Source organism: Corynebacterium sp. CCM 9204, from assembly GCF_041357695.1.
Classification (GTDB): Bacteria; Actinomycetota; Actinomycetes; order Mycobacteriales; family Mycobacteriaceae; genus Corynebacterium.
Genome location: NZ_JAUERX010000003.1, coordinates 154,383 through 175,394 on the forward strand (window position 1 = coordinate 154,383; position 21,012 = coordinate 175,394).

Annotated in this window: 16 protein-coding genes; 10 read left to right on the forward strand and 6 right to left on the reverse strand. The window is 60.2% G+C overall.

All coding sequences use genetic code 11. The features are described 5' to 3' along the window. The first annotated feature begins 119 nt into the window (after window positions 1–119). The 6 genes from QWU43_RS07175 (at window position 120) to tuf (ending at window position 13,021) form a co-directional block, all read left to right on the forward strand. Entirely contained in the window at window positions 120–3,617 is a 3,498-nt protein-coding gene (locus tag QWU43_RS07175; RefSeq protein ID WP_370914902.1) for a DNA-directed RNA polymerase subunit beta, read from the forward strand. Window positions 3,618–3,757: 140 nt separating this feature from the next. Then, window positions 3,758–7,762 (forward strand): DNA-directed RNA polymerase subunit beta', encoded by a 4,005-nt coding sequence (locus tag QWU43_RS07180; RefSeq protein WP_370917480.1) that lies wholly within the window; start codon window positions 3,758–3,760, stop codon window positions 7,760–7,762. Between the two features lie 339 nt (window positions 7,763–8,101). Continuing rightward, window positions 8,102–8,473 (forward strand): 30S ribosomal protein S12, encoded by a 372-nt coding sequence (gene rpsL, locus QWU43_RS07185; RefSeq protein WP_198734971.1) that lies wholly within the window; start codon window positions 8,102–8,104, stop codon window positions 8,471–8,473. 3 nt (window positions 8,474–8,476) lie between these two features. Beyond that, window positions 8,477–8,944, forward strand: coding sequence for a 30S ribosomal protein S7 (gene rpsG / locus QWU43_RS07190; RefSeq protein ID WP_370914575.1), 468 nt, complete (start codon window positions 8,477–8,479; stop codon window positions 8,942–8,944). A gap of 349 nt (window positions 8,945–9,293) precedes the next feature. After that, entirely contained in the window at window positions 9,294–11,423 is a 2,130-nt protein-coding gene (fusA, locus tag QWU43_RS07195) for an elongation factor G (RefSeq protein ID WP_370914574.1), read from the forward strand. Between the two features lie 407 nt (window positions 11,424–11,830). Next, on the forward strand, window positions 11,831–13,021 hold the full coding sequence (tuf, locus tag QWU43_RS07200) for an elongation factor Tu (protein WP_370914573.1): 1,191 nt from the start codon (window positions 11,831–11,833) through the stop codon (window positions 13,019–13,021). A 1,121-nt stretch (window positions 13,022–14,142) separates the two neighbouring features. Here tuf and QWU43_RS07205 read toward each other — a convergent pair. The 6 genes from QWU43_RS07205 to QWU43_RS07230 form a co-directional block, all read right to left on the reverse strand. Then, complete coding sequence (locus QWU43_RS07205) at window positions 14,143–14,712, reverse strand: alkaline shock response membrane anchor protein AmaP (RefSeq protein WP_370917481.1); 570 nt, start codon at window positions 14,710–14,712, stop codon at window positions 14,143–14,145. Further along, window positions 14,709–15,257, reverse strand: coding sequence for a DUF6286 domain-containing protein (locus QWU43_RS07210; RefSeq protein WP_370917482.1), 549 nt, complete (start codon window positions 15,255–15,257; stop codon window positions 14,709–14,711). The genes QWU43_RS07205 and QWU43_RS07210 overlap by 4 nt, the downstream gene beginning before the upstream one ends. Beyond that, window positions 15,250–17,184 carry an Asp23/Gls24 family envelope stress response protein gene (locus QWU43_RS07215; protein ID WP_370917483.1) on the reverse strand — a complete coding sequence of 645 codons (1,935 nt, stop codon included), beginning with the start codon at window positions 17,182–17,184 and terminating at the stop codon, window positions 15,250–15,252. The genes QWU43_RS07210 and QWU43_RS07215 overlap by 8 nt, the downstream gene beginning before the upstream one ends. Window positions 17,185–17,189: 5 nt before the next feature. Next, a complete protein-coding gene (locus QWU43_RS07220; protein ID WP_370917484.1) occupies window positions 17,190–17,375 on the reverse strand; it encodes a hypothetical protein in 186 nt (61 codons plus the stop codon). 68 nt (window positions 17,376–17,443) lie between these two features. Next, complete coding sequence (locus tag QWU43_RS07225) at window positions 17,444–17,752, reverse strand: hypothetical protein (RefSeq protein WP_370914568.1); 309 nt, start codon at window positions 17,750–17,752, stop codon at window positions 17,444–17,446. A gap of 7 nt (window positions 17,753–17,759) precedes the next feature. Then, window positions 17,760–18,269: an Asp23/Gls24 family envelope stress response protein gene (locus QWU43_RS07230; protein WP_370914567.1), complete on the reverse strand. Its 510-nt coding sequence runs from the start codon at window positions 18,267–18,269 to the stop codon at window positions 17,760–17,762. Window positions 18,270–19,037: 768 nt separating this feature from the next. Between QWU43_RS07230 and rpsJ the strand changes: the two genes are divergently transcribed. From rpsJ to rplW, 4 genes are read left to right on the forward strand one after another with little or no spacing between them, the layout of a single operon-like run. Next, window positions 19,038–19,343 carry a 30S ribosomal protein S10 gene (rpsJ, locus tag QWU43_RS07235; protein WP_003854291.1) on the forward strand — a complete coding sequence of 102 codons (306 nt, stop codon included), beginning with the start codon at window positions 19,038–19,040 and terminating at the stop codon, window positions 19,341–19,343. A 37-nt stretch (window positions 19,344–19,380) separates the two neighbouring features. Next, on the forward strand, window positions 19,381–20,037 hold the full coding sequence (gene rplC, locus QWU43_RS07240; protein ID WP_370914566.1) for a 50S ribosomal protein L3: 657 nt from the start codon (window positions 19,381–19,383) through the stop codon (window positions 20,035–20,037). After that, window positions 20,034–20,690: a 50S ribosomal protein L4 gene (gene rplD / locus QWU43_RS07245; protein ID WP_370914565.1), complete on the forward strand. Its 657-nt coding sequence runs from the start codon at window positions 20,034–20,036 to the stop codon at window positions 20,688–20,690. Before rplC ends, rplD begins: the two co-directional genes overlap by 4 nt. Continuing rightward, window positions 20,690–20,995: a 50S ribosomal protein L23 gene (gene rplW / locus QWU43_RS07250; RefSeq protein ID WP_198739022.1), complete on the forward strand. Its 306-nt coding sequence runs from the start codon at window positions 20,690–20,692 to the stop codon at window positions 20,993–20,995. Before rplD ends, rplW begins: the two co-directional genes overlap by 1 nt. The last annotated feature ends 17 nt before the right edge of the window (window positions 20,996–21,012 follow it).

The following is a 21,012-nucleotide window of genomic DNA, read 5'->3' on the forward strand; positions in this document are numbered from 1 at the left end:
ACCCGGTTTGACAAGGTCATTCAGTGCTATCCGGGGATGAATGGTTCCACAGCAGACCAAATGCTAAAAATTCTAGCGGAACGGGCCCACCATCGTCGTGGGTGTGCCCACCGCGTGAGGTGCTGGAAGGACGCATCTTGGCAGTCTCCCGCCAGACCAAGTCAGTGACCGAAATCCCCGGAGCTCCGCAGCGTTATTCGTTCGCGAAGATCACCGAGCCGATCGAGGTGCCTGGACTTCTCGATCTGCAGCTTGAATCTTTCGCGTGGCTCATCGGAACGCCCGAGTGGCGTGAACGTACCCAGGCCGCAATGCCCGAGGGTACCCGAGTGAGCAGTGGACTGGAGGACATCCTCGAGGAACTGTCCCCGATTCAGGATTACTCCGGAAATATGTCCCTGTCGCTGTCGAAGCCCCGTTTCGACGAGTTCAAGAACTCGATTGACGAATGCAAGGACAAGGACATCAACTATTCGGCTCCGCTGTATGTCACAGCGGAGTTCGTCAACAACGAAACCGGAGAGATCAAGTCCCAGACGGTCTTCATCGGTGATTTCCCGATGATGACCGACAGGGGCACCTTCATCGTCAACGGCACCGAGCGTGTCGTCGTCAGTCAGTTGGTGCGTTCTCCCGGTGTCTACTTCGACCAGACCATCGACAAGTCGACCGAGCGGCCGTTGCATGCCGTGAAGGTCATTCCTTCCCGTGGTGCCTGGCTTGAGTTCGACGTCGACAAGCGCGATACCGTTGGTGTCCGCATCGACCGGAAGCGTCGTCAGCCGGTCACCGTACTGCTGAAGGCACTCGGTTGGACGACCGAGCAGATTGTGGAGCGCTTCGGCTTCTCGGAGATCATGATGTCGACCCTGGAGGCTGATGGTGTCTCGAACACCGACGAGGCACTCCTGGAGATCTACCGCAAGCAGCGTCCGGGTGAGCAGCCCACGCGTGACCTCGCGCAGTCCCTCCTGGACAATTCGTTCTTCAAGGCGAAGCGTTATGACCTGGCGAAGGTCGGCCGGTACAAGGTCAACCGCAAACTGGGGCTCGGTGGCGACAATGAGGGCAACCTCACGCTGACCGAAGAGGATATTGCCACCACCATCGAGTATCTCGTCCGGCTGCACGCGGGCGAGACCTCGATGAAAGCCCCGGACGGTCAGATGATCCCGGTGGAGACCGATGACATCGACCATTTCGGTAACCGTCGTCTACGTACCGTCGGTGAACTCATCCAGAACCAGGTCCGTGTCGGTCTGTCACGGATGGAGCGTGTCGTCCGTGAGCGGATGACCACCCAGGATGCCGAGTCGATCACCCCGACCTCACTGATCAACGTGCGGCCGGTCTCCGCCTCGATCCGCGAGTTCTTCGGAACCTCGCAGCTCTCACAGTTCATGGACCAGAACAACTCTCTGTCCGGGCTGACCCACAAGCGTCGCCTCTCGGCGCTCGGTCCCGGTGGCCTGTCGCGTGAACGCGCCGGCATCGAGGTTCGCGACGTGCACCCGTCGCACTACGGGCGCATGTGCCCGATTGAGACCCCTGAGGGCCCAAACATCGGCCTGATTGGCTCACTCTCCTCGTATGCTCGGGTCAACCCCTTCGGCTTCATCGAGACCCCCTACCGCAAGGTTGTCGACGGACGTCTGACCGATGACATCGACTACCTCACAGCGGATGAGGAGGACCGACACATCGTCGCCCAGGCGAACACCCCGTACGACGAGGACGGACTGATCACCGAAGAACAGGTGGTCGTGCGTATGAAGGGCGGGGACAACGAGGTTGTCGAGCGCGAACGCATCGATTACATGGACGTTTCCCCGCGTCAGATGGTCTCCGTCGGTACCGCGATGATTCCGTTCCTCGAGCATGACGACGCCAACCGCGCCCTGATGGGTGCGAACATGCAGAAGCAGGCCGTGCCGCTGGTCCGCGCCGAGTCGCCGTACGTCGGCACCGGTATGGAACTGCGCGCAGCCTACGATGCCGGTGACCTCATCATCTCCGCGAAGTCCGGTGTCGTGGAGAACATCGCCGCAGACTTCATCACCATCATGGGCGACGACGGTATCCGTGACACCTACATGCTGCGTAAGTTCCAGCGAACGAACCAGGGCACCTGCTACAACCAGAAGCCTCTGGTGGACATGGGGGACCGGGTCGAAGCCGGACAGGTTCTCGCCGACGGTCCCGGTACCCACAAGGGCGAGATGGCCCTGGGGCGGAACCTGCTCGTCGCGTTCATGCCCTGGGAAGGTCACAATTACGAGGATGCGATCATCCTCAACCAGCGTCTGGTGGAGGAGGACGTTCTCACCTCCATCCACATCGAGGAACACGAGATCGACGCCCGCGACACCAAGCTCGGTGCCGAGGAGATCACGCGTGAGATCCCGAACGTTTCCGAGGATGTCCTCAAGGATCTCGACGATCGTGGCATCGTGCGCATCGGCGCCGACGTCCGCGACGGAGACATCCTCGTCGGTAAGGTCACCCCGAAGGGTGAGACTGAGCTGACCCCGGAAGAGCGTTTGCTGCGTGCGATCTTCGGGGAGAAGGCCCGTGAAGTCCGCGATACCTCGATGAAGGTTCCGCACGGTGAGACCGGCAAGGTCATCGGCGTGCGCCGCTTCGCTCGCGAGGACGACGATGACCTCCCGCCCGGAGTCAACGAGATGATCCGTGTCTACGTCGCACAGAAGCGCAAGATCCAGGACGGCGACAAGCTCGCGGGACGCCACGGAAACAAGGGTGTTGTCGGTAAGATCCTTCCCGCCGAGGACATGCCCTTCCTGCCTGACGGCACGCCGGTCGACATCATTCTGAACACCCATGGTGTTCCGCGTCGTATGAACATCGGCCAGGTTCTCGAGGTTCACCTCGGCTGGCTCGCGGCCGCCGGTTGGCACGTCGATCCGGAGGACGCCAAGAACGCCGAACTCATCAAGACGCTGCCGGATTCGCTCTACGATGTCCCGCCGGAGTCCCTTACCGCCACACCGGTGTTCGACGGTGCCTCCAACGAGGAACTCGCGGGCCTGCTCGCGAACTCCCGTCCGAACCGTGACGGTCAGACCCTGGTCGACGGCAACGGCAAGGCTCAGCTCTTCGACGGTCGTTCAGGTGAGCCCTTCCCGTACCCCGTGTCGGTCGGCTACATGTACATGCTGAAGCTGCACCACCTCGTCGACGAGAAGATTCACGCCCGTTCCACCGGCCCGTACTCCATGATCACCCAGCAGCCGCTCGGTGGTAAGGCCCAGTTCGGTGGACAGCGTTTCGGTGAGATGGAGGTGTGGGCGATGCAGGCATACGGTGCCGCCTACACTCTTCAGGAACTCCTGACCATCAAGTCCGATGATGTCGTGGGCCGCGTCAAGGTCTACGAGGCGATCGTCAAGGGCGAGAACATCCCCGATCCGGGTATCCCGGAGTCGTTCAAGGTTCTCCTCAAGGAGCTCCAGTCGTTGTGCCTTAACGTCGAGGTCCTCTCGGCTGACGGCACCCCGATGGAGCTGGGTACCACGGACGATGACGAGTTCGACCAGGCAGGTGCCTCACTGGGCATCAACCTGTCCCGCGACGAGCGAACCGACGACGTGGCCTGACAGCGAACGGACACCGCACGACGGTCTGACCGCAGGCCACCGAACCCGCGAGGGAACGGTGGCCTGCGGACGGGCAGCTAATCACCGATATTCTTTTCTTCACACAACACCCCCGGAAAGACGGGGGGAAAGGGAGTTACGTGCTTGACGTCAACTTCTTCGACGAACTCCGCATCGGCCTTGCGACGGCCGATGACATTCGCCGCTGGTCCAAGGGCGAGGTCAAAAAGCCGGAGACCATCAACTACCGAACCCTGAAGCCCGAGAAGGACGGCCTGTTCTGCGAGCGGATCTTCGGACCCACCCGCGACTGGGAGTGCGCCTGCGGCAAGTACAAGCGTGTCCGTTACAAGGGCATCATCTGCGAGCGCTGTGGCGTCGAGGTCACCAAGTCCAAGGTACGTCGTGAGCGCATGGGCCATATTGAGCTGGCGGCCCCGGTCACCCACATCTGGTACTTCAAGGGTGTCCCGTCGCGTCTCGGCTATCTGCTGGATCTCGCGCCCAAGAACCTTGAGCGCATCATCTACTTCGCCGCCAACATCATCACCTCCGTCGACGACGAGGCTCGCCACAACGACCTGTCCACTCTGGAAGCGGAGATGCTCCTGGAGAAGAAGGACGTCGAGGCTGACGCCGAGTCCGATATCGCAGACCGCGCCCAGAAGCTTGAAGAGGATCTCGCGGAGCTCGAGGCCGCCGGAGCGAAGGCTGATGCACGCCGCAAGGTACAGAATGCCGCGGACAAGGAGATGCAGCACATCCGGGAGCGTGCAGAGCGCGAGATCGCCCGACTGGATGAGATCTGGAACACCTTCGTCAAGCTCGCACCTAAGCAGATGATCGTCGACGAGACGATCTACTCGGAGCTCGTCGACCGTTACGAGGACTACTTCACGGGTGGTATGGGTGCGGAAGCTATCCAGACCTTGATCCGAAACTTTGACCTCGACGCTGAGGCCGAGGAACTGCGCACCATCATCAACGAGGGTAAGGGCCAGAAGAAGGCCCGGGCGCTCAAGCGACTCAAGGTCGTCGCTGCGTTCCAACGCTCCGGTAACGACCCGGCGGGCATGGTCCTGGACAGCATCCCGGTCATCCCGCCGGAGCTGCGCCCGATGGTCCAGCTCGACGGTGGTCGGTTCGCCACGTCCGACCTGAACGACCTCTACCGTCGCGTGATCAACCGCAACAACCGCCTCAAGCGCATGATCGATCTCGGTGCACCCGAGATTATCGTCAACAACGAGAAGCGGATGCTGCAGGAGTCCGTCGACGCACTGTTCGACAACGGTCGCCGCGGACGACCCGTTACCGGGCCGGGCAACCGCCCGCTGAAGTCGTTGTCCGATCTCCTCAAGGGCAAGCAGGGTCGTTTCCGTCAGAACCTGCTTGGTAAGCGCGTCGACTACTCCGGTCGTTCCGTGATCATCGTCGGTCCGCAGCTCCGTCTGCACGAGTGCGGCCTGCCGAAGCTGATGGCGCTGGAGCTGTTCAAGCCTTTCGTCATGAAGCGGCTCGTTGAGCGTGAGTTCGCGCAAAACATCAAGTCCGCGAAGCGCATGGTCGAGCGTCAGCGTCCCGAGGTCTGGGATGTGCTCGAGGAAGCCATCTCTGAGCATCCCGTGATGTTGAACCGTGCTCCCACCCTGCACCGCCTGGGTATCCAGGCCTTCGAGCCCGTGCTCGTCGAGGGTAAAGCCATTCAGCTCCACCCGCTCGCGTGTGAGGCATTTAACGCCGACTTCGATGGTGACCAGATGGCCGTCCACCTGCCACTGTCCGCAGAGGCACAGGCCGAAGCTCGTATTCTCATGCTTGCCTCGAACAACATCCTCTCCCCGGCGTCCGGTAAGCCGTTGGCCATGCCCCGACTGGACATGGTTACCGGTCTGTACTTCCTCACCCTGCAGAAGAACATCGATGAACTGGGTGGTCAGGGTGCCTACGAAGCCGCGACCGGGAATGGCCCGGAACGTGGTGTCTACAGCTCCTTCGCTGAGGCGATCATGGCCTACGACCGGGGCGTCCTCGGTCTACAGGCCCCGATCAAGGTTCGGATCTCCCACCTTCGCCCGCCGGCGGACATCGAAGCGGAGCAGTTCCCCGACGGTTGGAACCGCGGTGACGTCTGGATGGCGCACACCACTCTCGGCCGGATCATGTTCAACGATCTGCTGCCGTGGAACTACCCGTATCTGGAAGGCGTCATGGTCCGTAAGGGCGGCGGCACCGACAAGATCATGCTCGGTGACGTCATCAACGACCTCGCCTCCCGTTACCCGATGATCACCGTCGCGCAGACGATGGACAAGATGAAAGACGCCGGTTTCTACTGGGCCACCCGGTCCGGCGTCACGATCACCATGTCCGACGTGCTCGTCCTTCCGAACAAGGCGGAGATCCTCGACCGTTACGAAGCTGAGGCACGAGAGGTCGAGCGCAAGTATTGGGTCCAGGGCGCACTCACCGAACGTGAGCGCTACGACCGTCTGGTCGAACTCTGGAAGGATGCCACGGACACGGTCGGTAAGGCCGTCGAGGACATGTACCCCGACGACAACCCGATCCCCATGATCGTGAAGTCCGGTGCCGCCGGTAACATGCGTCAGATCTGGACCCTGGCGGGTATGAAGGGCATGGTCGTGAACTCGAAGGGTGACTACATCACCCGTCCGATCAAGACCTCCTTCCGTGAGGGCCTGTCCGTTCTGGAGTACTTCAACAACTCCCACGGTTCCCGTAAGGGCCTGGCCGACACCGCGCTGCGTACCGCCGACTCCGGTTACCTCACCCGTCGTCTCGTCGACGTCGCACAGGACGTTATCGTCCGCGAGGAGGACTGCGCGACCCGACAGGGCATCAAGGCTCCGGTGTCCGTCGAGGTCACCGATGCACAGGGCAACGTGAGCGGACATCGGCGTCACCAGCTCGTCGAAACCTCGGTCACCGGCCGGGTTCTCGCAGCGGATGCCACGAACTCCTCTGGAGAGGTCATTCTCGCCGCAGGTTCAGACCTCGGTGAATTGGAGATCGACGCACTCGTCGAGGCAGGTGTCGCCGAGGTTAAACTCCGCAGCGTTCTGACCTGCCAGACCCCCACCGGCGTCTGTGCTAAGTGCTACGGCCGTTCGATGGCGTCCGGCAAGCAGGTCGACATCGGAGAAGCCGTCGGCATCGTCGCCGCGCAGTCGATCGGCGAGCCCGGTACCCAGCTCACCATGCGTACGTTCCACCAGGGTGGTGTCGGTGGTGACATTACCGGTGGTCTGCCGCGTGTCCAGGAGCTTTTCGAGGCCCGCGTTCCGAAGAATAAGGCGCCGATCGCGTCCGTCGCCGGAACCGTTCATCTCGAGGACGAAGGTAACTTCTGGACGTTGACGATCACCCCGGATGACGGCTCGGACGAGGTCATTTACGAGAAACTGTCTAAACGACAGGGGCTCGCGATGATCAACGCCCCGATGGAGTTCTCGCCAGGTTCGCACATCGACCGCACCCTACAGGAGGGCGACCATGTTGATGTGGGCGACCGACTGCTTCGTGGTCCGGCGGACCCGCACGACGTCCTCGAGGTCCTCGGACGCCGTGGCGTTGAGCAGCACCTCATCGACGAGGTGCAGGCTGTCTACCGTGCTCAAGGTGTGGCAATCCACGACAAGCACATCGAGATCATCATCCGCCAGATGCTGCGGCGTGGCACCGTCATCGAATCCGGCTCCACCGAGTTCCTTCCCGGTACGCTCGTTGACCTTGCTGAAGCGAAGATCGCGAACGCCGAGGCTCGGGCGGCGGGCGGCGACGTCGCCGCACTACGCAGTGAGATCATGGGTATCACGAAGGCCTCGCTCGCAACCGAATCGTGGTTGTCGGCGGCCTCCTTCCAGGAGACCACCCGCGTGCTCACGGACGCCGCGATCAACAAGCGCTCTGACAAGCTCATCGGGCTCAAGGAGAACGTGATCATCGGTAAGCTGATCCCTGCCGGTACCGGCATCTCCCGCTACCGCAACATCTCGGTCAAGCCGACCGAGGCGGCGCGGAATGCGGCGTACGCGATCCCGACCTACGGCGACTCGATCTACGGTGACGACGGTTACGGTGAGTTCACCGGGGCTTCCGTCCCGTTGGACGACTACAGCTAAACCGTTTCCTTCGGGGGAGAGCAGCTCTCCCCCGTGGGCAAGGCCCCCGGTGGTGCTTCGCACCTTCCGGGGGCCTTGGATTTAACGGTGTCTCTATTCCGCCGATACCGTGGTATTGGAGGTGAGGTTGGATTCCTGTGGCTGGTGAGGTATGGTAGTTAGTTAGTCCCACGTCTCCATGGTGGGAGCCTGAATTTCCCCGGTAGGCCAGCGAGAGCGGCTGACTGGGTTTCGCGTGTTTTCATTACGTTTTGCGCGATCAGGCGACAAGCAAGGAACGTACAGTACTCGGTCGGCGTCATCGAACCGAGGAAGCCGATCAGACAAGAAAGACGGTTCATGCCCACTATTCAGCAGTTGGTCCGAAAGGGCCGCCATGACAAGACCACCAAGGTGAAGACTGCGGCGCTCAAGGGTTCACCCCAGCGTCGTGGTGTGTGCACCCGTGTGTACACCACCACCCCGAAGAAGCCGAACTCGGCGCTCCGTAAGGTCGCGCGTGTTCGACTGACCTCCGGCATCGAGGTTTCCGCCTACATCCCCGGTGAGGGCCACAACCTGCAGGAGCACTCCATGGTGCTCGTGCGCGGCGGCCGTGTGAAGGACCTTCCCGGTGTCCGTTACAAGATCGTACGTGGTTCCCTGGACACCCAGGGCGTCAAGGACCGCAAGCAGGCCCGTTCCCGCTACGGTGCGAAGAAGGAGAAGTAAGACATGCGTAAGTCTGCAGCGCCGAAGCGCGAAGTAGTCAAGGATCCGGTCTACAACTCCGAGGTCGTCACCCAGCTCGTCAACAAGGTGCTCCTGGACGGTAAAAAGTCCACCGCACAGCGAATCGTCTACGGTGCGCTTGAGGCCTGTCGCGAGAAGACGGGCACCGACCCGGTCGGCACCCTGGAGAAGGCTCTCGGCAACGTAAAGCCTGACCTTGAGGTACGCTCCCGGCGCGTCGGTGGCGCCACGTACCAGGTGCCCGTCGAGGTTCGCCCCGGCCGCGCCAACACCCTCGCGCTGCGGTGGCTCGTGAATTTCACCCGCCAGCGCCGTGAGAAGACGATGACCGAGCGTCTCGCCAACGAGATTCTGGATGCCGCCAACGGCCTCGGTGCCTCGGTGAAGCGTCGCGAGGACACCCACAAGATGGCAGAGGCCAACCGCGCCTTCGCCCATTACCGCTGGTAACAGCAGTAGATCAGCTCATGGCCCCCTCGCCGAACACACCGTGTCACGCACGTTTCATTGGATACCCAGCGTATCCGGAGTGTGTATTCAGACCTGGTCCGGTGTCGGGGTCATTGCGCTAATCCACGGTCGTCCGTTATCGGCCCGCTCTCGGACATGAGTCGCGGGTCGCGAGACGGTCGGCGCCGTTCACCTTCGGTTCATCTGAGGTGCCTAAGCTCTCCACGAGCGGCTGGCCCGGGTTTCGGGCCGTGGCGCGGTACGGCAAAGAATTCATATCCACCGGTGACAACATCGCCCGAGCAGACGCCCGGGTAATCACCAAGAACCAACGAGTTTGGGGAACACTGTGGCACAAGAAGTGCTTACCGACCTGAATAAGGTCCGCAACATCGGCATCATGGCCCACATCGATGCCGGCAAGACCACCGCTACCGAGCGAATTCTCTTCTACACCGGCATCAACCGGAAGGTTGGCGAGACCCACGACGGCGCCTCGACCACCGACTGGATGGAGCAGGAGAAGGAACGCGGCATCACCATCACCTCCGCCGCCGTTACCTGTTTCTGGAACAATAACCAGATCAACATCATTGACACACCCGGTCACGTCGACTTCACCGTTGAGGTCGAGCGTTCTCTTCGTGTTCTCGACGGCGCGGTCGCTGTTTTTGATGGTAAAGAAGGCGTTGAGCCGCAGTCAGAGCAGGTGTGGCGTCAGGCCGCCAAGTACGAAGTTCCGCGTATCTGCTTCGTCAACAAGATGGACAAGCTGGGCGCCGACTTCTACTTCACCGTGAAGACCATCATCGAGCGCCTCGGTGCCAAGCCGTTGGTTCTTCAGCTACCCATCGGTGCTGAGGACGATTTTGACGGCGTCGTTGATCTCCTGAACATGCGCGCCATCACGTGGCGCGGCAAGGTCGACATCGGAACCGAACCGACCTACGAGGACATTCCGGAGGATCTCAAGGAGATCGCCGAGGAATACCGCGAGAAGCTGCTTGAGGCTGTCGCCGAGTCTGACGAAGAACTCATGGAGAAGTACTTCGGGGGCGAGGGTCTGTCGATCGACGAGATCAAGGCCGCCATCCGTAAGATGACCGTCAACTCCGAGGTTTTCCCGGTTCTGTGTGGTTCCGCGTACAAGAACAAGGGGATCCAGCCCCTACTCGATGCCGTCATCGATTACCTCCCGACTCCACTGGACATCGGTGAGGTTCACGGGCACAAGGTTGGCGACGAAGCCGTCGAAATGTCCCGTAAGCCCAGTGTGGACGAACCCTTCTCCGCTCTGGCTTTCAAGATCGCCGCACACCCCTTCTTCGGTAAGCTCACCTTCGTTCGCGTTTACTCTGGCCGTGTCGATCCGGGTGCCCAGGTCATGAACTCGACCAAGGGCAACAAGGAGCGCATCGGCAAGCTCTTCCAGATGCACGCCAACAAGGAGAATCCGGTTGATGAGGCCCGCGCAGGTAATATCTACGCGTTCATCGGCCTGAAGGACACCACCACCGGTGACACCCTCTGTGACCTCAATGATCAGATCATCCTGGAGTCCATGGACTTCCCGGATCCGGTTCTGCAGGTTGCCATCGAGCCGAAGTCGAAGGCTGACCAGGAGAAGCTCGGTACCGCCATCCAGAAGCTCGCGGAAGAGGATCCCACCTTCACCGTCAAGCTCGACGATGAGACCGGTCAGACCGTCATCGGCGGCATGGGCGAGCTCCACCTCGACGTCCTCGTCGACCGTATGCGCCGCGAATTCAAGGTCGAGGCCAACGTCGGAGCTCCGCAGGTCGCGTACCGTGAGACGATCCGCAAGCCCGTCGAGAAGCTCGAGTACACCCACAAGAAGCAGACCGGTGGTTCGGGTCAGTTCGCCAAGGTCGTTATCGCTCTTGAACCGTACTCACCGAATCCCGAGGATCTTGAAGAGGGCGAGTCCGCCACCTACAAGTTCGAGAATGCCGTCACCGGTGGTCGCGTCCCGCGCGAGTACATTCCCTCTGTCGACGCCGGTATCCGCGATGCCATGCAGTATGGCTACCTCGCAGGTTTCCCCTTGGTCAACATCAAGGCCTCGCTACTTGACGGCCAGTACCATGAGGTCGACTCCTCTGAAATGGCCTTCAAGGTTGCTGGTTCGCAGGCGCTGAAGGAAGCGGTCGCGAAGGCCAAGCCTGTACTCCTGGAGCCGGTCATGGCCGTCGAGGTCACCACCCCCGAGGAGTACATGGGTGAGGTCATCGGTGACGTCAACTCCCGCCGTGGTCAGATTCAGGCCATGGAAGATCGTGCCGGCGCGAAGGTCGTCAAGGCGAAGGTACCGCTCTCCGAGATGTTCGGTTACGTCGGCGATCTGCGCTCAAAGACACAGGGCCGCGCCAACTACTCGATGATCTTCGACTCTTACGCCGAGGTTCCGGCCAGCGTGTCGACGGAGATCATCGCGCAGCGTAACGGCACCTCCAACTAGGTGCCGTTCGCCCGGGTGTCCCCCAGTCGACGCCCGTGTGACCCTGTTTCTTCCACGCCGTCGTTGGCGAAGAAACAGGGTCACCCAGCCCGGAGCTTTCCGGGTACGGATAGCCAGCGACACAAAGTTGTTCCGCTGGGATGAATCCGCTATAACCTTCCAGTCGCGGGTAACGGTCCGCTGAATTTCCGGGCACCGGATGTTGAGCCGGCCGTTACCCGAGGTACGGGCCTCACCCGTGGTTTGAAAACTGCGCGTTGAGCACCTAGTATCAGGTAACTGGCACAAAAATGAACCAGTCATACTCGTATGCCCCCTTTCAAAAACGTGGGGCTGCCGACAGTATGGCACTACCACCTATGTGGCTGCGAGAGTCGTAGCCACCGCGAAGTCCAGGAGGACATACAGTGGCAAAGGCGAAATTCGAGCGTACAAAGCCGCACGTCAACATCGGTACCATTGGTCACGTCGACCACGGTAAAACCACCACCACCGCAGCCATCACCAAGGTCCTGGCTGAGGCATACCCGGATCTGAACAAGGCCTTCGCCTTCGATGCCATCGATAAGGCGCCGGAGGAGAAGGAGCGTGGCATCACGATCAACATCTCCCACGTCGAGTACCAGACCGAGAAGCGCCACTACGCGCACGTTGACGCCCCCGGTCACGCCGACTACATCAAGAACATGATCACCGGTGCGGCTCAGATGGACGGTGCCATCCTCGTTGTCGCCGCCACCGATGGCCCCATGCCCCAGACCCGTGAGCACGTTCTGCTCGCGCGCCAGGTTGGCGTTCCCTACATCCTCGTTGCACTGAACAAGTGTGACATGGTCGACGACGAGGAAATCCTCGAGCTCGTTGAGATGGAAGTTCGTGAGCTTCTCGCTGAGCAGGAATTCGATGAGGATGCCCCGATCATCCACATCTCCGCTCTGAAGGCCCTCGAGGGCGACCCCGAGTGGACCGCGAAGATCGTTGAGCTCATGCAGGCCTGCGACGACGCTGTTCCGGATCCGGAGCGCGAGACGGACAAGCCCTTCCTGATGCCGATCGAGGACATCTTCACCATCACCGGTCGCGGCACCGTCGTCACCGGCCGTGTTGAGCGTGGCCAGTTGAAGGTCAACGAGGAGGCCGAGATTCTCGGTATTCGCGAGAAGTCCATCAAGACGACCGTCACCTCCATCGAGATGTTCAATAAGTTCCTGGACTCCGCTGAGGCCGGCGACAACGCTGCTCTGCTTCTCCGTGGTATCAAGCGTGAAGACGTCGAGCGCGGCCAGATTGTGGCTAAGCCGGGCGCCTACACCCCGCACACCGAGTTCGAGGGTTCCGTCTACATCCTGTCCAAGGATGAGGGCGGCCGCCACACCCCGTTCTTCGACAACTACCGTCCGCAGTTCTACTTCCGGACCACCGACGTCACCGGCGTCGTGAAGCTGCCGGAGGGTACGGACATGGTCATGCCCGGCGACAACGTTGACATGTCTGTCACGCTGATTCAGCCGGTCGCCATGGACGAAGGCCTGCGTTTCGCTATTCGCGAGGGTGGCCGTACGGTCGGTGCAGGGCGCGTCACCAAGATCACCAAGTAATTTGATGATCTGAACCATCTTGGGAGTGCGTGGGAGTAAATTCCCCGCTGTTCCCGGATCATGAAACACCCCGTTTCCATTTTTGTGTTGGGACGGGGTGTTTCGCTGTGTACAGGTCCCGGGAACGCGTTTCTGTACGGTTTCTTCCCCGGTTTTACCTTGGGATGGCTCGTGAGGAAAGGCACGCTTGGAAGCTTGTTAACTACTCTCCCCGGGGGAGAGGCGTGCTTCTATAGGATTTTTCGTTCGCGTTGGAGAGGGGAGAGAAAATATATTTTAGTCGGTGGGCTTGATTGTGGGGTGGGGTGCACTTTGCTGTGAGTCGAGTCCCGTGCAGGGCTTGTCTCAGGAAAACTGGCTAGGCGGTTTTTCGGGGCGGAACGGCTCTCAGTGGCTTAGTAGCAGTATCCGGGGGTAGCGGGTTTTGGTCGTACAGCTTGTCGAGGAGGCCGCCGTCACAGGGATGGTGGAAGAAGGCGCGCTTGTTGATGTCCGGAAGGAAGTCTTTCGTAGCCCGTGATGTCCATTTCCGGAACCTTGGACCAAAAAGTCGGAATATGCCGGACAGCCTATGTCGGCTCGTCTCGGCGGACGGAATGTCGGTCCGTGATCATACCTGGACCCGGTGGGACCGCGTATGCGGGCCCAAATAAAAGCTGTTGAACCAAAGTTTGTCGGCGGCGAAGAAACATGGTTCAGTGAGGGAGGAAGCTGTGCTTGAAACGGTCTCATTCGGAGCAGACATTAAAATAGAGTTTGGAGCATGTTGTTTCCGTCCTGTATTCCCGGTGTTGCTCCGTCCATTCTTCGTGAGAACGGAGCCTGCCTGCACAGGCTCCCTTCTCCAGAACCCACAACGGCGAAGATAGTATTGTTGGATCGGTAAGAACAGGGTTCGTCTAAAATACAGTGTTCGCATGGTATTCAGTAAAAATTGGATGGATCGTTGTCGGTTCTGAATTCCGATGCTCCGAGACCCTATTTGATGTTGCTCTTGGAGGACGGGTGCACTTTAGACATGGAAAAACCCCTTGCTGCTCTGTTTTCCCGAACCGGTTGATGGGAAGAGGATGAGAGCAGAAGGGGCACCATTATTGAATTTCTTGCCCGGATACTGGTGTTCAGATGTCGTGGTTCTGAGGTACGCGCTCGATGTGTATCCGGTAAGAAGTTGCGATCTCGCGATCCCTTACCGCATCCCGAAGATCGCGTTCCGCTTGTTCAACCGCTTTGTAGATTCCCGGAACGCTGCAATCGGGGTCAGCGTCGATGGTGAACTCCATGGTGGTGAGACCACGATCGACTGCAACCCGTCGTCGTACCCTGGAAACCCCGGGAGCCGCGTCGATTGAAAACGCTACCGCGTCGGCGAGGTTACCGAGATGGAAGCTGATGTCTCCCATGTCGGTCGAGGCAACACTCGTCACCACCGATACTGACCGGCGCCGCACATTCACGATGATTAGCCACAGGCCGATGATGATACCGGCAGCCACCGTAACGATGAGCGCCCAGAGATACCATGCTTGGTCTGCGGCATTACGCCACATTTCTTGGTCGGCGTAGGCGGTGATGCGTTCAGCTTGTTCAACATCGAAGAACAGTGCGATCGACCAGGCCCCAAGGAGCGTGAGAAGGAGGCCGATGATGAACACGAGCAGTCGATCGACGAAAGCCAGTCCATGGCTCATTTGTTGGTCTCCTTCTTCTGGACACTCACGTTTAGTGAGGGGGAACCGCCGACGAGACTGACCAAGGGTTCGAGAGAACGCTGCAGATTGTCGCGGAGTTCGGAGTCCTGTGGATTACCGATAACGGTCACGTTGATGCTTCGCTTCTTGGCCACAGTGTGAGCGGCCATGACCCCGGGGATTCGCTGAGCGCTGGCTGTACACATCCGTGCCACATCCACGGGGCGCATCCAGACCGCTACGGCCGAATCCAGTTCGCGGTGGGTCTTGGTCCGCGGACGCAGAGATGCCCAGAGCAGGAGCAACCCGAGAATCAAGGTTGCGATACCAGCAGGAAGCATCCAGTTCCGATAGGTCAGATGACCGATCCAGTCAGTGGCAGTTGAGATCCATGGCTGCCAATCGATGTCGGTGTAACGAATGTAGAGATCGCGACCTGCGACAGCAGCCGCTGCGATTAGCAGTACACCGAGGACGATCGCCAGATACCGCGCGACCGGACTGGCTGCGGGCCGGTGTCCCCGAACCGTCTGGATTTCACTCATCTCTCAAAACCGCCTTTGCGTTGGCAGGGTCGACATGCACCGGGATGATGGTGGTGCGTTTGACTGTGATCGGCCGAAGTTCCTTGAGTTTCGGGGTTGGCGGAGTTCCCGAAGCCGAGCTACGAACGCGATCCACTCTTTTATCCACACGTGGTTTCTTGTCCACCTGAAGTGGGTTTCGCTTGACTGGACGTACCCGGGCCGGTGTCGGTTGTTTAACGGGGCTTACTCGGGGTGCCTCGGCATGAATCTGGGCGAGACGATGGGTATCCGGAGCATGGACGCGTCGGAGCCGACGCGCCTTCGGGGTCTCGACCTTCCGTAACGGTGCGGGGTGCGGCAATTCGACTGACCGAGGCTCTGGAGCATCGGGCACGCGCACGGAAATTACCTGTCGAGCAGGAGGAACCGCAACGGTGTACGTCGGGAGTTCGGTTGAGGAGATCTCCCGTAGCGGAGTGGGCGCGGGTAACGAGATTTCTTTCAGGGGTTGAGCTTTGGGAACTGTTATGGGGCGTAGCTCGGTGTCGGATGAGACGGTTGGAGAGAATACCGAAGTTGCGGCTTCACCGGTCACAGAGATCGTCCGCAGATCCTTTGGTTCAGCCGCAGAGATCGGTGCTAGGTCACCACCGGGGGCAACCTCAATCTCTCGAAGTTCGCAGTGATCAGACTCTGAGACCCGAATAGGAGCAAGCTCCCCATTCCCGGTCTGAACGACGATTTCTCGGAGATTCTCGTACTCCCCGCTGCATCGAACTTCATCGAGAGATGCGTTCCTGGCGGTCACGACAACGGGTCGGAGCGGAGGGGTGGTGTCGAAAGACATGAGTTCGGCCTCGGTGACACGCTCTCCACCAGGGACGATCGGACCGACGGTGACGTTGACTCGAACGACCGGGATATCGGTCATATCACGGATCCAGTCAAAAATAGCTGTCCGTACGGTCTCGGCCACGCGGGTCACGGGCGACGGCCAGATGACTGCGACATAGGCATCAATGGAGACAGCGTCCGAGTTACTATCCAGCTCGACATCGAAACGAGGGTATCCGCGCCCCAATACGTCGAGGCCTCCGGAATGCTCGGTTGTCCCGGGGACGCTTGCCGCAGCCTGCCGCACAATTTTGGTGACGGTCTTCTCGGAGATCTTTACCCAACCGCGGCTCGGATTGTCGTCTTCAGGCTCATCGGGAGGGGCCAGGCGTTCGGGGACTGCGACGCGCTTGGTCTCGGAACCGTGATTATCGTCGGAAGACTGGGAAGACGTTTCGGCCTCGGAATCCGGGGATTCTCCTGCCGGAGAAGAGCCGGCATCTTCGGAGTCGCCATCCCCGCCCTCGATATCAGGAGCGATGGAGAGGTCGTTGTCTCCGGATTCGTCATCAAAAGTGTTGGATTCACTGGATCCAGCGTGATTCTCCGGGTGATCCGTGTGGCTGTCATCCGTGGTGACTGATCGCGCTGTCATCGAACGGTCTTCGGTCTTTGACACCCGGGGTTCGGAGGTGAGCTCCTGATGGGTCGAGAGCGCGGAGGGGTTAGGGCTTACTTGATCACCTGATAGCTCCGGGTTCTCTGGTGATTCCTTCGGTGCCGGTGTTTCGGACGAAAACGTTTCCGGAGATGTCGACGTCGTATCCTCGCGTGCTGCGGCGTCGCCGGAACCCGTAGCGGACTTGTCACCGTCGACGAGGATTCCATTCTCCCGGAGAATGCGGCGGTCTTCGTCGACCTTGGCGTCTTCGCGGGCTATTTCGATGAGGGCTTCGTCTGCCCGGCGTTCGGCTTCGGCACGGAGACGGGCTTCTACAGTCTCAGCGTCAGTCGGCTCCGGCGTGATAGAAGTTTTTTCCTCGTTGGCCGAAGCTTCGGAGCCGGGTGAACGGCGCTTGGAGGGGCGGGACCTTCCAGAACGTTTCGTCAACGAGATTACCCCCTGTTGCCGGAGCCGTTGATGACTGCGCGGAGATCTATTTTTCCTTCAAAGTGGGCGCCGATGATGCCACCAACGGTAACGAACAGCAGTGCCCAGAGGAAGCCGACCAAGCCACCGAAGATCACGGCAAAAGCAAAAGCGAAGCCGAGGATTAGTCCGGTCACGGTAAGAGATTTCATGACACTCTTTCAGAGTTGAAGTGTTGTGGGAAGAAGGCGTGGAGAACGGAGTGAAGGCGGGCTTCCGGTCATTCAGCGTCGCTGAAGAAGACGTCAACCGGCTGGGTGATGTACTTTTCTGCGATGGTGCGAACTTCCCCGGCGAGTGTGCCGAGGTCCGGGAGTTGTGACAGATCTACGATGAGATGGATTTCCATCCGTGCCTCATCCGGGCAGCCACGGGGCGTGAGCAGGTGAAGCCCACGTACCCGTGCTCCCGGATAGAGCATCGCAACCTCTCCGAACTGCCCGCCGTGCATGCCGGAGACTCCGGGGACCGAGAGAATCTCATCCCGAAGTGCTTCGGCCTGCTCGTGGGATAGGGGATCAGGTTGCACGGAATTCCTACTTGACGCGGGGAGCGTGATCGGTCTGGGCCTCGGGAGCTTCGAGCTCCTTGGTCTCTTCGTCGTCATCGCTCTTGTCGTCATCGAGATCCAGGTGGACGTCGTGTACGGTCACGTTGACCTCGGTGACCTCAAGCCCGGTCATACGCTCGATGGCATTGATGATGTTACGACGGATGGCGTCGGCGAGCTCGTGGATCGCAACACCGTACTCGGCGACGATCGCGACATCGGCGGCGGCCTGGGTTTCACCGACCTCTACGGAAACACCCTGGCGGACGTCAACACGGGAACCGGCCATGTCGCGCAGAGCGCCGAGGGCGCGGGCTGCACCGCCCCCGAGTGCGTGGACACCGGAAACCTCACGGGCTGCCATGCCTGCGATCTTGGCGACGACAACATCGTCGATGTGGGTGCGGCCGTGCTCGGTCTCGAGTGCGGAGTTGTACTCGGGGCTGTTGTCTTCGACGGTGGCGGGGGTCTTGCTGTCGGACTTGGTCTCGCTCATTGAGATGCTCCTCATGTAGTCAGGTGATTGGGGATGCACCATGTTGGCGGTGCACTAGGTCGATACTAGGTGAGGGTTTGGCAGTCTCGCCGCCCTGTGTGCAATACGTTACATGTTTGTCACTTTCCGGGGGTTGGCTTGCCAGCAGGCCGGTGCTGTGTTTCAATGCTTGGGTTGCTTCAACACGATTTTTACGCTTGCGACGACTTGACTGGCTACTGTCGGTTATTGAGTCAACCAAGGGTAAATCGCTGGTGAGGCAAACATGGCACCTGGTGCCTCTGGTTTCCCGGATTTATCGGGTCATCAAAGGGATCTCGGTGTCTCCGCACTCTTGGTCGCACAGCGGCCGGGAAGTGGAGGCCGGGAAACATCACGGGAACATGGCAAATAAACAGCGGCAGTAGGCAGGATGCCCGCCCACGTCAGTTGCGGCCGGTGAGTACTTCTCACTAATTATTCCCCACACCTGACGTCGAGTGGACCTCATCCCGACGACCTGACATACCTCATAAGCTCACAGTAACCTTTCCCCGCTCGGTTAGCCGGGCCAGAAGGAAATTGGTCTCTGTGTCGCATTGCTGGGGGAGTTGTTTGTGGTTCATGTGATCCGGTGAAGGCCCGGTCAGGTTTCCAGACAGGTTCAGGTCAAGACAACTGGCGTTGCGCCCGAGTTTCCGTGAGACACGGCCGGACAACGTTATAGAGATGACAACAGCGACCCCCACCAATCATCGCGATGTGGGGAAGCGAAGAAAGAGGACAAACGTGGCGGGACAAAAGATCCGCATCAGGCTGAAGGCCTACGACCACGAGGCGATCGACGCGTCCGCGCGCAAGATCGTCGAGACGGTCACCCGTACGGGTGCACGTGTCGTCGGCCCGGTGCCGCTGCCCACTGAAAAGAACGTTTACGCCGTTATTCGTTCTCCCCACAAGTACAAGGACTCGCGCGAGCACTTCGAGATGCGCACTCACAAGCGTCTCATCGACATCCTTGACCCGACACCGAAGACGGTTGACGCGCTCATGCGCATCGACCTTCCCGCAAGTGTCGACGTCAACATTCAGTGATCGCGTAACCAGTCTTTCAGCCAGTGGAGAATAAGTAATGAGTGAAACAGAGATCAAGGGCATTCTGGGCACCAAGCTCGGTATGACCCAGGTCTTCGACGATGACAACCGGGTTGTTCCGGTAACCGTCGTCGAAGCTGGGCCGTGCGTGGTCACCCAGATTCGCACCATCGAAAATGATGGCTACAACGCCATCCAGATCGCCTACGGCGACATTGACCCGCGTAAGGCGAACAAGCCTGCCGGTGGTCACTTCAAGAAGGCTGGCGTTACCCCCCGTCGGCACGTTGCGGAGATTCGTATGGACGATGTCTCCGGTTACGAGCTCGGACAGGACGTCACCGTCGACATCTTTGAAGGCATCACCTTCGTTGACGTCACGGGAACATCCAAGGGTAAGGGCTACGCCGGTGCCATGAAGCGCCACGGTTTCGCCGGTCAGGGCGCCTCCCACGGTAACCAGGCCGCACACCGTCGTGTCGGCGGTATCGGTGCCTGCGCGACCCCCGGACGTGTCTTCAAGGGCACCCGGATGGCAGGGCGTATGGGTAATGAGCGCGTCACCACCCAGAACCTTAAGGTTCAGAAGATTGATGCCGATGCCAACCTGCTGCTCATCAAGGGTGCGATCCCTGGTGTGCGTGGCGGCGTCGTAACCGTTAAAACCGCAGTGAAGGGCGGTGCACACGCATGACCAATCTCAAGCTTGACGTCCAGAAGGCCGACGGAGCAACCGCCGGCCAGGTCGAGCTGCCGGCCGAGATTTTCGACCGTGAGGCATCAGTTGCGCTGATGCACCAGGTCGTCCTCGGACAGCTCGCGGCCAAGCGCCAGGGCACGCACTCCACCAAAACCCGCGCAGAGGTGTCCGGTGGCGGCCGCAAGCCGTTCCGCCAGAAGGGAACCGGTCGCGCTCGTCAGGGCTCGATCCGTGCCCCGCACTTCGCCGGTGGCGGTATCTCGCACGGCCCCGTGCCGCGCGACTACTCCCAACGCACCCCCAAGAAGATGAAGGCAGCCGCGCTTCGCGGGGCTTTGACCGACCGGGTCCGCCATGAGCGCATCCACGTTGTCAGCGAACTGGTCGAGGGCCAGACGCCGTCGACGAAGTCGGCCCGTGCCTTCATCGAGCGTCTGACCGAACGCCGCAACGTGCTGGTCGTCCTCACCCGTGAAGACGTCACCTCGTGGAAGTCCGTCCGAAATCTTCCGGGCGTGCACATCCTCACCGAGGATCAGCTGAACACCTACGACGTCCTCAAGTCGGACGACATCGTGTTCTCCGTTGAGGCTCTGACCACCTTCATCAACCGGGCCACTGGCGCGGTCAAGGAGGAGGAGAACTAATGAGCACGATCGCTAACCCGCGTGACATCATCATCGCCCCGGTGGTGTCCGAGAAGTCCTACGGACTGATGGAGCAGGGCACCTACGTGTTCTTCGTCTCCCCGGACGCCCACAAGACCCAGATCAAGATTGCCGTCGAGCAGATCTTCGGTGTGAAGGTCGCCAGCGTGAACACCGCTAACCGTGAGGGCAAGCGTAAGCGCACCCGTTCCGGTTTCGGTCAGCGCAAGGCCACCAAGCGCGCCTTCGTGACGCTCGCTGAAGGCAGCGATTCCATCGACATCTTCGGCGGTTCGGCCGCGTAAGCGCGCCGAAGGTAAGG